Here is an 11459-nt window from a genome sequence, read left to right as displayed (position 1 = left end):
GCCAGCGCGCGCAGCACGTCGCCGACCAGCGGGTCCGTTAACGCGGGTAATTCAGGCGCCACCATCACCAGGCGGATATGCCCCGGAAGGGAAATCGCAATCTCGCCCTGTAACGCCGTCGGGCGGCGTAGCGTCCACTGGGTAATGCCCAGCTGTTGTAATTGCCAGTCGCGTCGGGAACTCATAGCGAAACACTCCTGTCTGTCAGGCGCGCAAATATAGCAAATTCGACCACCCGGCGCTATCCGCCCGCGTTGTTATGCGCGCATCCCACAAGGCGGGTTTATGTGTATAATCGCCGCCTGCGTTTAATGAGGAACCCGCCATGTCTGCTTTAACCCCGGCAAGTGAAGTCTTGCTGCGCCACAGTGATGATTTCGAAGAGAGCCATATTATTTTTGCCGGCGATCTGCAAGACGATCTGCCCGCCCGAATGGAGACGGCAGAAAGCCGCGCCTGGACACAACAGTACCATCAGTGGCAAACCCTGAGCCGCACCATGGGCGAGCGGGCGACCTTTGGCCTGACCCTCGACGCGGCGGCCATCGGCGACAGCAGCACGCTTATCTATTACTGGCCGAAAAACAAGCCGGAAGCCCAGTTTCAGTTGATGAACCTGCTGTCGCTGCTGCCGGTTGGCTGCGACATCTTCGTCATTGGCGAAAACCGCAGCGGGGTACGCAGCGCCGAGCAGATGCTGGCAGACTTCGCGCCCCTCAATAAAGTAGACAGCGCGCGTCGCTGCGGGCTGTATCATGGCCGCCTGGAAAAGCAGCCTGAATTTAATGCGCAAAACTTCTGGGGCGAATACGCGCTGGACGGATTGACCATCAAAACCCTGCCAGGCGTCTTTAGCCGCGACGGCCTGGACGTGGGCAGCCAGCTGCTGCTTTCAACCCTGACGCCGCACACCAAAGGCAAGGTGCTGGATGTCGGCTGTGGCGCAGGCGTGCTGGCGGCGGCGCTTGCCAGCCATTCGCCAAAAGTCCGTCTGACGTTGTGCGACGTGTCGGCTCCGGCCATTGAAGCAAGCCGCGCCACCCTTGCCGCGAACGGCTTCGAGGGAGAGGTGTTCGCCAGCAACGTCTTTTCTGACGTCACGGGGCGTTTCGATATGATCATCTCTAACCCGCCGTTCCACGATGGTCTGCAAACCAGCCTTGAGGCCGCGCAGACGCTGATTCGCGGCGCGGTGCGCCATCTCAACAGCGGCGGCGAACTGCGTATTGTGGCCAACGCCTTCCTGCCTTATCCGACGGTGCTCGATGAGACATTCGGCTTCCATGAAGTGATTGCCCAGACCGGGCGCTTTAAGGTTTATCGCACGGTGATGACGCGCCAGGCGAAGAAAGGCTGATTACCGAAACGAGGGATGCGCCGTATGTTCCCCTCACCCTAACCCTCTCCCCAAAGGGGCGAGGGAATTGTTCCGTAGCCCGGATAAGCGCAGCGCATCCGGGGCAAATATCCGCAGGAGTGGCCGTTTTTGCAGCAGTTGCGCCATCCCACGCAATTAACTGTTGACGAACAGCTTAAAACCACTAGAATGCGCCTCCGTGGTAACGATACTTCTTAAGGTATCGATGGTATGCGAAGGTGGCGGAATTGGTAGACGCGCTAGCTTCAGGTGTTAGTGTCCTTACGGACGTGGGGGTTCAAGTCCCCCCCCTCGCACCATAATCCACGTTGATATTGCTCGCACTGGGCGAAGGTGGCGGAATTGGTAGACGCGCTAGCTTCAGGTGTTAGTGTTCTTACGGACGTGGGGGTTCAAGTCCCCCCCCTCGCACCAACGAGGCGATATCAAAAAAAGTAAGATGACTGTGCGAAGGTGGCGGAATTGGTAGACGCGCTAGCTTCAGGTGTTAGTGTCCTTACGGACGTGGGGGTTCAAGTCCCCCCCCTCGCACCAGATATCTTAACCCCCTCATGCAGTACTCTCCCTGTTACATCATCATTTTCGTATTCAGCACCGCCAGAATCAGTCCTCCGACTAACGCAATGCCCGACGGCAGCAAAACAAAGTGACGCAACGTTCTGTGGTACAGCATGGCTGGCGTGATAAGCAGGCCGATCAGAATGACCGTTCGCCAGACGCTAACAGAGAGATCGGCATAAGCCAGCACGGCGACAACCATACCCGCAAGCAGTATTCCCCAGCCACTTCCCAGCGCCCTTTGCAACATGGTTCAGCTCTCTCACCGATAATGATAACCAATATCATATGGTAAGTTTTCTCATTTGTCAGCAGTTTGTCAGCCGCTGAGTTAACTTTACGCATCTTATGATGACAGTGATTCGCGAAGGTGATAAATTAAGCACCACTTAACTATTATTAAATAAATTCCACTCTTTCGCGGCAGCTTTTCCTCGCGTTATTTTTCATTTTGGCAACCTGTTTAACTATATATTGCAGATAAATAACGATTTTCTAAAATGACAGCACATACCTGGCAGTCCCTATGCAATAAGAAATACCGTTTATCATTTCGACTCTTCTTACTGCTTAATATTATTTCGGTACTTTTTAGCTTCGCACTTCCTGTTTCCGGCCTGCAGGCTATCACGCTTCCTTTCTGCCTGATCCTTGGCGCCAGCACGCTGGCGTTGATCTGGCATATGAAATTTCCCCGTAAGAAAATAAACGTTACGGCTATCTCATTTATATTCGGCTGCCTGTGGGCGTGGCATATCGTTATTAAATACCGCTCGATATCCGCCGAGGATTCCGCCTGGCTATTGATAGCGCTGCTCAGCGTGTTATTTATCGGCTCCCTTGCTTTTGCCAGCAATATCATCGCCTTTTTGCTGCACTCGTTTCCCGCCCTGCTCGGCTGTTTATGGTTAAGCTCCGGCGAAATGTCGCTGCGCATGCTCTACGCCTTCGCCCTGCCGGGTATTGGCATCACCATCCAGCACGTCATTCAGAAGCGTAACGACAATTTTGCCCAGGCGCTGATGCACCGGCTAATGCAGGAGCGCAAGACGCTAAACGATCTGAGCATGCTGGACCCGCTCACCGGCCTGTATAACCGCCGGGGTCTGCAAAATAAGCTGGATAATCTGCTGGCGTTGAGCGAGGGGTCGCGTTTCGTTCTGCTCCTGGATATCGATCACTTTAAAGCCTACAACGATCACTATGGGCATATGATGGGCGACCAGGCGCTGATTCGGGTCTCCGCCGCAATTCGTGACGCGGTGCGATCGCGGGATGTCGTCGCCCGTTTCGGCGGGGAGGAGTTTCTGGTGCTGCTTAACCATGTCGATCTTGAACGCGCCAGAGCAACGGCGGAACGTATCCGTCAGCATGTTTTCGATCTGAAAATCCCGCATATGTTTAACGAAAGCGTCGCGACCAACGTCACCATCAGCATCGGTATTGCCGAGCTGGAAGAGGGGGATATCGACGCCGCCATTGGCCTTGCGGACAAGGCGCTGTATGAAGCCAAGCACCAGGGACGCAACAGTATCCTTGTCGCCAGTGCATTGCAGGTCGCCTGACAGGCAGCATTTACGATAAACCGCTTGCTATCGGTTTTACCTCTGGCTAGGATTGGCAATCATTATCATTTAGATTTCCATCCTGACGGGTACTATGGCTTATCGTTGCGCACCAGTTAATGAATTTGTGATTCGACGCGTCAGCCCCGCTCTGGAGGCTGGCTCGCTGGCTACCTCCGTCCGCGACGGGCTCGCCAGGCTGCGCCCGCACCTGCTCGATTTCATTAAGCTTAATGAGCTTCCTCCCCGTCAGGCATTAACCCTGGCCGAATGGTCTCGCCCCGCCGTGCTGAGCCAGCTGCAGGCCACCTACGCAGAACATATTTATCAGAAACACCCTGACCAGCCTCATGAAAGCAAACCCCTGATGTCCCTCTGGGCGCAGTGGTACCTTGGCCTGATGGTGCCGCCGCTGCTGCTGGCGCTGCTGATGAACAAAAAGGCGATGAGCCTCTCCCCGGAGCACATTCACGTGGAGTTTCACGAAACGGGCCGCGCCGCCTGCTTCTGGATGGATGTGGTGGCAGATTATCCCCTGACGCAGCAAAGCGACATCGGGCGGGTAGAGGCATTAATTAGCGAAGCGATGATGCCGGTAGTGGCCGCGCTGGAAGCAACCGGCGAAATCAACGGCAAGCTTATCTGGAGCAACACCGGCTATCTGATTAACTGGTGCCTGGGTGAAATGAAACCCTTACTGGGCGAGGCACGGGTTAACACGCTGCGCCAGTTCCTGTTCTATGGCAAACAGCTCTCTGACGGGCGCGACAACCCGCTATGGCGCACCGTTGTTCCCCGCGACGGCCAGCTGGTCCGCCGCACCTGCTGCCAGCGTTACCGCCTGCCGGGCGTACAGCAGTGCGGCGACTGCACGCTGAAATAACCTTGCTTGCGCCGCATCCGTGATGACGGATGCGGCTAGCCCGGCTACCGCTTAAGCAACCTGCTGTTTTTCCTCTTCTGCGCGCTGCGCCTCTTCCGCTTCCTGTTCCAGCAACTGTTTTTCATACACCTTGAAGAACGGGTAGTAGATAACAGCGGAGATGCAGGCGAGAATCACCACCAGAATGGCCGCGCGGAAATCCCATCCCAGCGCCCAGGCACCGCCAATAGGCGCTGGCGCGGTCCAGGGCACCACCGAAATCACACGGCCAATCAAATCCATTTTCATCGCCGCCCAGGCCACCACCGCATTAAGCAGCGGCGCCAGCAGGAAGGGGATAAAGAACACCGGGTTCATTACAATCGGCGTACCGAAAATCACCGGCTCATTGATGTTAAACAGGCTGGGGACAATACTCAGACGGCCAATGGAGCGCAGGTGTACGGAACGGCTGCGTAGATAGCAGAACACCAGCCCCATCGTCGCCCCCGATCCCCCGATAACAATGAAGAAGGTCCAGAACGCCTCCATGAAAATATGCGGCAACGGCGCGCTTTGCGCCAGCGCGCTCTGGTTCATCCCAAGGTTTGTCAGCCAGAACATCTGCAGCATGCCGGAGACAATCGCCGCGCCGTGAATACCGGCGAACCACAGCAGATGCCCAATCAGCACTGCCAGCAAAATCGCGGGCAGCGAATCGGCCGCCGCCACCAGCGGTTTAAACAGCGCCATAATGGCCTGTGGGATCAGCATACCGAACTGAGACTGGATGAGCAGGCTTAACGGATAGAGGGTCAGCACAACGACCAGCACCGGAATCAGTAAATCAAAGGAGTTTTTGATCATCGGCGGCACCTGGTCCGGCAGGCGAATGCCAATGTTATGCGCCTTCAGAAAGCGCATCATCTCCACACAGTAAATTGCCACCAGAATCGCGGTGAAGATACCGGTGCCGCCAAGGCTATCCACCGGCAGCGTGCCGCTGGTTTTTGGCGCGGCAACCAGTAAAAAGGCCATTAGCGAGAGCATCGCGCACATAAAGGGGTCAAGCTGATGGGACTTCACATAATGCTTGCCGAGGTTATAGGCGATGGCGGCGCAAATGTAGATAGACATTATGCCCATCGTCATATCAAACGGGGTCAGGATGCGCCCTTCGTACTGCTTCGCCAGATCCAGCCAGGCGCGGGCAAACCCCCAGGTGGTATCCGGGGAGAAAGGCGGATAGGCGAAAACCAACAGGAATGAGCCAACAATCATAAACGGCATGGCTGAAATAAAGCCGTCGCGGATAGCCATCACGTGGCGTTGCGATGAGATCCTGCCGGCTACCGGACTGACATAGTTCTCAATAAAGCGAAAAATCACGTTAAACACAGCATGGTTGGCAGACATATTGATTCTCCTGTCAGTCTAAGTAATGCAGCGCAACGGTGAAAAAAGTGCCGTGGGGCACGCCCTTTTTTATTTTTAAGACCATGCTGGCTAACGAACCAGCATTACGGCGAAGCAGGATACGTTTCATAGACGGCTCTTATTAGTTTGCAGGATTGAGGAAGTGACAATTTGAGTATTAACCTCGCAGATCAACACTGCAACCGGTTACTGTAACCGGTTTCCGTGATTGTGAAGGCGATCGTGAAACGCGCTGTAACGGGTTTGTTTTGGCAAAATATTTACAGGGATCACAGGGTTGTGACAGATTATTGAAGGTTAACGTCAGGAGAAGAAGATGAGTCTGCAGTCTGTGCGGCAATTTTTTGCCGACCACGCCCCCGATATCGCGATTATCGAGCTGAACCAAAGCACCGCCACCGTGGCGTTAGCCGCCGCTGCTCACGGCGTCGAGCCGGGGCAAATTGCCAAAACGCTGTCGCTAAAAATCAAAGATGAAGTGGTATTGGTGGTTGCCAAAGGCGATGCACGTCTGGATAACAAAAAGCTTAAAGCCGCCTTCGGGGCGAAAGCGCGCATGCTCAGCAGTGATGAAGTGGTCATGATTACCGGCCATCCGGTGGGCGGCGTCTGCCCGTTTGGCCTTGAAAACCCGCTGGCCGTCTACTGTGATATTTCGTTAAAACACTATACGGAAGTGCTTCCTGCTGCGGGCGCTATTCACAGCGCCGTACGGATTGCCCCTGAAAGAATGGCGCAGTTGACCAACGCAACCTGGGTGGATGTGTGCCAGTAAAAAAATGCCAGGCGGTGCCTGGCGTATGAAGTCGTTATGCTACCGCCGGGCGGGGCTTCTCATCAAAAGGCAGCCCCATCAAAATATCGGCGGCGTTTAAAAGCCCGATATCAGAGTGCACGCCCAGCTTCGCCATGGCGTTGAACTTATGCGCCCGGATGGTTTTGATGTTACGTTCCAGATGCGTGGCTATCTCCGGGATTGAGAACCCGCGCGTCATGTAATGCAGTATCGCGCGCTCCGTAGGGCTAAGCATTCGACTCTGGCTAACATACCAGTGGTTAACGATATTTTCATTGATGCGCCGCGTCTCGCCCAGCAGCGTACCCAGATGAGTGAGCAGAACGTTCAACGGCGCGGATTTACTGACGATACCGTGCAATCGTGAAGGAGAAAGATGGCTCACCAGACGCGCTTCGTGGTCGTCATCCGCCAGCACAATTCGCTGAATATCCGGGTGGCTCTGGGACAGGGCGTATAAATTAAGCAGCCCCTCGCGGCGATGTTCCCGCATCCCGGATAGCGCATAAATGACGGAAAAAAAATTCGTCTTCTTTTGCGCTTTGCTAAACGCAGCGTGATTCTTGAAAAAATGAAAATAGTATTTCTTCGTGACCGGCGATGTGAACAAATGGCGTAGGCCGGCCTCGCTCATCATGCACTTCTCGATGATGGCAACATGTTTTTTTCCGGCAGTGATTTCCATTCTGCGTATTCTCCATAGGCTGACACCAGGTTCAGCTCTTTAACGCCCTGGGCGCTATTAATCCATGCATACATTTCAGCGTTACTGCGCAACGATAAACGCCGCATCGCACTATTTTTTTGCGCGCTTATCGTTTTATTACTCTTCTTGAGCAGCGTCGCAATTTGATTAATGCCCCAACCTTTGCCCAGCAGGCGCAGCACCTTACGTTCAGAATGCGTTAGCGTCTCCAGTTTTTCCGCAGGCTCTTTCACTTCAAGGAAGTCTGAGGACAATAACATCGGGCTGATGGTTTCCACGTTTTTATCCCCTTCGCGAATCGCCTTGATCACCCCTTCTACCGGTTCCCTGTCCGAGAGAAGCGTGGTGCCGGGGCGCATCAGTTGTTCAACAGCCAGCGGATAAATATCGCGGGAAATAATGAAAACCCAGTGAATATCGCGGTACTGCGATAAAAGCGGATAATACATCTCGCAGATGTTACGTATTTGTCGCTGTTCGCCAGAGAGATCGACGATGACCAGCGCGGCGCGGCGTAGTTGCAGCAGCGTTAACTCTTCAGAGGAATGAAAAAAGGTTAATTCATAATCCGGAAAATGGCGCTCCATAATGTCGCCAAGCCCAACTTTCATGACGGGAATTTTGCTGATGACTATTCCATATTTACAGCTTCTCGATAACATGTATCCTCCGCATCCATTCGTGAGCCTTATAAAATAAACCATGTGAATATTTATCAATAACGCCAACTACCGTGTCAGCGGAAATATCTTATTAATAAAGTGACTGATGAAACTGGCGTAGAGTTGTCAATATTCAGTTGTAACAACGGCTGATTATAAAAACAGCGCCCTGAGGTGTCAACATAACAACTCAGCCAATGGTGGAACGGATTAAATTATTTTTAATTTTCCCCAGAAGCCCAATATTCAATTAATAATAAATATATAATTTATTAAAAGATACATACGGTAAATAATATCCCCGGCGCAGCGCCATTTTTCATCGTTAGCCCTCTCCGCCCTGCCGCCCCCGATCCCGGTAACAGGCCCCCGAACGACACATTTATTGCATGATTCTTGATCTACATCCGCGCCAGCAGCAGGGGGGAATGTGTTAAAAATTAGCTTTTCGTGCGACATCTTTTGGCTACGCTTCCACACGACCAGGGCTACTATGCAGTCAGATCAGTCAACGCAACGGGCTATTACGCGGCTGTGTATTCAGTGCGGCCTGTTTTTATTGCAGCACGGCGCGGAAAGCGCGCTGGTTGAGGAGCTATCTACCCGGCTGGGGCTGGCGCTGGGTATGGATAGCGTAGAGAGCGCCATCTCGTCGAACGCGATTGTGCTGACCACGATTAAAGACGGGCAGTGTCTGACGTCAACGCGTAAAAACAGCGATCGCGGCATCAATATGCATGTGGTGACCGAAGTGCAGCACATCGTCATTATGACCGAGCATAAACTGCTGGACGCGCGCGACGTGGAGAAGCGCTTTGCCCAGCTCAAGCCGCTGCGTTACCCGCGCTGGCTGGTCACCGTGATGGTCGGGCTCTCCTGCGCCTGCTTCTGCCAGCTCAATAATGGCGGCTGGGACGGGGCGTTAATCACCTTCTGCGCCAGCAGCGTCGCCATGTATGTCCGACTGCTGATGGCGAACCGCCATATGCACCCGCAGATTAATTTCTGCGTCACTGCCTTCGTCGCCACCACCATTTCCGGCCTGATGCTCACGCTCCCCGCGTTCGCGCACACCCCCACCATCGCAATGGCGGCCAGCGTGCTGCTGCTGGTGCCGGGTTTTCCGCTGATCAACGCCGTGGCGGATATGTTCAAAGGCCATATCAATACCGGGCTGGCGCGCTGGGCTATCGCCAGCCTGCTGACGCTGGCGACCTGTATCGGCGTGGTCATGTCGATGACCTTATGGGGGCTTCGCGGATGGATGTGATCTGGTTTTTACTGGCGCTGATGAAAGACATGGCGCTGGCGGCGGTTCCGGCTGTCGGCTTCGCTATGGTGTTTAACGTCCCCCAGCGGGCGCTACCGTGGTGCGCGCTGCTTGGCGCGGTGGGCCACGGGGCGCGTTTCGCCATGATGCACTGGGGCTTTAATATCGAGTGGTCAACCTTTGTCGCCTCCCTGCTGGTGGGCAGTATCGGTATCCGCTGGTCGCGCTGGTATCTGGCGCACCCCAAAGTCTTTACCGTGGCGGCGGTGATCCCGATGTTCCCCGGCATCCCCGCTTATACCGCCATGATCTCGGCGGTAAAGATTGGTCATCTGGGCTATAACGAAGCGCTGATGATCCTGCTGCTGACCAACTTCCTGAAAGCGACATCTATTGTTGGCGCGCTATCGATAGGCCTGTCAATTCCCGGCCTGTGGATTTATCGAAAACGCCCCCGGGTATAAGACCGCGGGTGGTGTCTGTTGCACTAAAATTTAACTTGCAATTAAATCGCGTACTACCTATATTCAAAACATGAAAACAAAATCGACCACCGCAGAGCATAACCCGCTCGCGCTCAGCAACCAGTTCTGTTTTGCGCTCTACTCAACTAACCTGGCGCTGAACAAGCTTTACCGGCAGCTCCTGACGCCGATGAACCTGACCTACCCGCAATATCTGGTGATGCTGGTGTTGTGGGAAAAAGATGACGTGACGGTTAGTGAAGTAGGCGAACGCCTGTTTCTGGACTCGGCAACGCTGACGCCGCTGTTAAAGCGGCTGGAAAGCGCCGGTTTCATCCATCGCCAGCGTTCCCGGCAGGATGAGCGTCAGGTCGTGATTACCTTAAGCGAGACGGGACGCGCGCTGGAGCAGCAGGCGAAAAGTATTCCAGACGCCATTATGTGCTCTTTCGATTGCGATCATGGTCATTTGATGACGCTCAAAGATCAGCTCGAAACGCTACGCGAACAGTTTCAACGCGCATAACGCCCCACGGGGTTTTATGCCAGGATATATATAGCACGCTATTTTATAGTAACCGATTAATACAATAAGGAACCTGCTATGTCTTTAGAAAAAGTTGTTTATACCGCGAAAGCGAAAGCCACCGGTGGCCGCGACGGCCGTGCAACCTCCTCTGACGGCGTACTGGACGTCAAGCTGGGCGTGCCGAAAGAGATGGGCGGCATGGGTGGCGAAGTGACCAACCCGGAACAGCTGTTTGCCGCAGGCTATTCCGCCTGCTTCCTGGGCGCGATGAAATTCGTGGCCGGGCGCGACAAAATTACCCTGCCGAAAGAGGCCTTCACCGAAGCAGAAGTCGGTATTGGCCCGCTGCCGACCGGCTTTGGCATCGAGGTAACGCTGCATATTCATCTGCCGGGTATGGACGCAGATGAAGCGAAAAAACTGGTTGATGCCGCGCATATCGTCTGCCCGTACTCCAACGCGACCCGTGGCAACATCGACGTCTCCTTAAATATCATCGCGTAATACTAAGCCGGACGAACGCTCGTTTAAGATCCGGCAGCCAGCACCATTGGGAAAACACACAGCCGGGGCAACCCGGCTTTTTCGTCGCTGCTCTCCTTCGCCCCCACTGTGTTACTATGTGTCATTATGCCTGCGAGTTTCGTCGCAGAGTTTCTGTGCTGTTGTTGTCCTGTTTTGAGAACGCGTTATGTCCTCCAGAATCCTGACGTCCAATGTTATCGGCATTGATGAATTTATGCGCGATCACCCCCGCGTTCTGGCGCAAGCGGAAGGCGGCGCCGTTGCAGTATTTGCCGATAATCGCCCCGCATTTTATGCCGTTACCCCGGCCCGCCTGGAAGCATTACTGGCGCTCGAAGCCCGGCTGGCGCGCCCGGCCAGCGATATCGCGCTGGATGCGCAACTCTACGACGAGCCCGCCGCCGCGCCGGTCAACGTGCCGATGGGGAAATTCGCCCTCTATCCCGGCTGGCAGCCGGATGCGGATTTTCAGCGGCTGGCCGCGCTGTGGGGTATCGCCCTTGCCGAGCCCGTCACGCCAGAAGAGCTGGCGGCGTTTGTCGCCTACTGGCAGGCTGAAGGTAAAGTGTTCCATCATGTACAGTGGCAGCAAAAACTCGCGCGCAGCGTTCAGATAAGCCGCGCGAACCAGGGCGGCGCGGTCAAACGCGACATCAACGCGATTTCCCAGCCTGACAGTGAAATTCCACCCGGTTTTAGAGGATAAC

14 protein-coding genes and 3 tRNA genes are annotated in these 11459 nt (G+C 54.6%); 12 read left to right on the top strand and 5 right to left on the bottom strand.

Translation table 11 applies throughout. The annotated features are described in order from the left end of the window. The coding region (locus ENTHG_RS16170; protein ID WP_044181864.1) for a DNA polymerase III subunit psi at positions 1 to 185 on the bottom strand (185 nt) is incomplete at its 3' end. A 140-nt stretch (positions 186 to 325) separates the two neighbouring features. On the opposite strand from ENTHG_RS16170, the gene rsmC reads away from it, so the two are divergent. The 4 genes from rsmC (at position 326) to ENTHG_RS16150 (ending at position 1912) form a co-directional block, all read left to right on the top strand. Continuing rightward, entirely contained in the window at positions 326 to 1357 is a 1032-nt protein-coding gene (rsmC, locus tag ENTHG_RS16165) for a 16S rRNA (guanine(1207)-N(2))-methyltransferase RsmC (RefSeq protein WP_044181861.1), read from the top strand. Positions 1358 to 1590: 233 nt separating this feature from the next. Next, positions 1591 to 1677 (top strand) — tRNA-Leu (locus tag ENTHG_RS16160). 28 nt (positions 1678 to 1705) lie between these two features. After that, positions 1706 to 1792: transfer RNA gene (locus ENTHG_RS16155), tRNA-Leu, on the top strand. A 33-nt stretch (positions 1793 to 1825) separates the two neighbouring features. Then, positions 1826 to 1912 (top strand) — tRNA-Leu (locus tag ENTHG_RS16150). A 34-nt stretch (positions 1913 to 1946) separates the two neighbouring features. On the opposite strand, the gene ENTHG_RS16145 is transcribed toward ENTHG_RS16150, so the two are convergent. Next, a complete protein-coding gene (locus tag ENTHG_RS16145) occupies positions 1947 to 2186 on the bottom strand; it encodes a DUF1435 domain-containing protein (RefSeq protein WP_044181858.1) in 240 nt (79 codons plus the stop codon). 250 nt (positions 2187 to 2436) lie between these two features. Between ENTHG_RS16145 and ENTHG_RS16140 the strand changes: the two genes are divergently transcribed. Beyond that, positions 2437 to 3501: a GGDEF domain-containing protein gene (locus ENTHG_RS16140; RefSeq protein WP_044181855.1), complete on the top strand. Its 1065-nt coding sequence runs from the start codon at positions 2437 to 2439 to the stop codon at positions 3499 to 3501. Between the two features lie 94 nt (positions 3502 to 3595). Then, the gene (gene fhuF, locus ENTHG_RS16135) at positions 3596 to 4384 is read left to right on the top strand and encodes a siderophore-iron reductase FhuF (protein ID WP_044181852.1); all 789 of its coding nucleotides are present in this window, start codon (positions 3596 to 3598) and stop codon (positions 4382 to 4384) included. 51 nt (positions 4385 to 4435) lie between these two features. Here the strand turns inward: fhuF and ENTHG_RS16130 are convergent, their stop codons facing one another. Next, positions 4436 to 5779 carry a PTS sugar transporter subunit IIC gene (locus tag ENTHG_RS16130; RefSeq protein ID WP_044181849.1) on the bottom strand — a complete coding sequence of 448 codons (1344 nt, stop codon included), beginning with the start codon at positions 5777 to 5779 and terminating at the stop codon, positions 4436 to 4438. 337 nt (positions 5780 to 6116) lie between these two features. On the opposite strand from ENTHG_RS16130, the gene ENTHG_RS16125 reads away from it, so the two are divergent. Continuing rightward, positions 6117 to 6575 (top strand): YbaK/EbsC family protein, encoded by a 459-nt coding sequence (locus ENTHG_RS16125; RefSeq protein WP_044181846.1) that lies wholly within the window; start codon positions 6117 to 6119, stop codon positions 6573 to 6575. A gap of 34 nt (positions 6576 to 6609) precedes the next feature. On the opposite strand, the gene bglJ is transcribed toward ENTHG_RS16125, so the two are convergent. Beyond that, on the bottom strand, positions 6610 to 7230 hold the full coding sequence (gene bglJ, locus ENTHG_RS16120; RefSeq protein WP_052332728.1) for a DNA-binding transcriptional activator BglJ: 621 nt from the start codon (positions 7228 to 7230) through the stop codon (positions 6610 to 6612). After that, a complete protein-coding gene (locus tag ENTHG_RS16115; RefSeq protein WP_044181838.1) occupies positions 7230 to 7964 on the bottom strand; it encodes a LuxR C-terminal-related transcriptional regulator in 735 nt (244 codons plus the stop codon). The genes bglJ and ENTHG_RS16115 overlap by 1 nt, the downstream gene beginning before the upstream one ends. A 493-nt stretch (positions 7965 to 8457) precedes the next feature. Here ENTHG_RS16115 and ENTHG_RS16110 point away from each other — a divergent pair, with 493 nt between their 5' ends. From ENTHG_RS16110 to dnaT, 5 genes are all read left to right on the top strand, one after another. Further along, complete coding sequence (locus tag ENTHG_RS16110) at positions 8458 to 9234, top strand: threonine/serine exporter family protein (RefSeq protein ID WP_044181836.1); 777 nt, start codon at positions 8458 to 8460, stop codon at positions 9232 to 9234. After that, entirely contained in the window at positions 9225 to 9698 is a 474-nt protein-coding gene (locus ENTHG_RS16105; protein ID WP_044181832.1) for a threonine/serine exporter, read from the top strand. The genes ENTHG_RS16110 and ENTHG_RS16105 overlap by 10 nt, the downstream gene beginning before the upstream one ends. Before the next feature lie 70 nt (positions 9699 to 9768). After that, complete coding sequence (locus ENTHG_RS16100; RefSeq protein ID WP_044181828.1) at positions 9769 to 10224, top strand: MarR family winged helix-turn-helix transcriptional regulator; 456 nt, start codon at positions 9769 to 9771, stop codon at positions 10222 to 10224. A 78-nt stretch (positions 10225 to 10302) separates the two neighbouring features. Next, positions 10303 to 10731: an organic hydroperoxide resistance protein gene (locus tag ENTHG_RS16095; protein ID WP_044181825.1), complete on the top strand. Its 429-nt coding sequence runs from the start codon at positions 10303 to 10305 to the stop codon at positions 10729 to 10731. A 187-nt stretch (positions 10732 to 10918) separates the two neighbouring features. Beyond that, on the top strand, positions 10919 to 11458 hold the full coding sequence (dnaT, locus tag ENTHG_RS16090) for a primosomal protein DnaT (protein WP_044181822.1): 540 nt from the start codon (positions 10919 to 10921) through the stop codon (positions 11456 to 11458). Position 11459 lies beyond the last annotated feature (1 nt).

It is taken from the genome of Phytobacter massiliensis JC163 (assembly GCF_000321045.1).
In the GTDB taxonomy this organism is placed as follows: domain Bacteria; phylum Pseudomonadota; class Gammaproteobacteria; order Enterobacterales; family Enterobacteriaceae; genus Phytobacter_A; species Phytobacter_A massiliensis.
The sequence above is the reverse complement of the archived record's forward strand: the minus strand, read 5'-3'. Positions and strand labels throughout refer to the sequence as shown.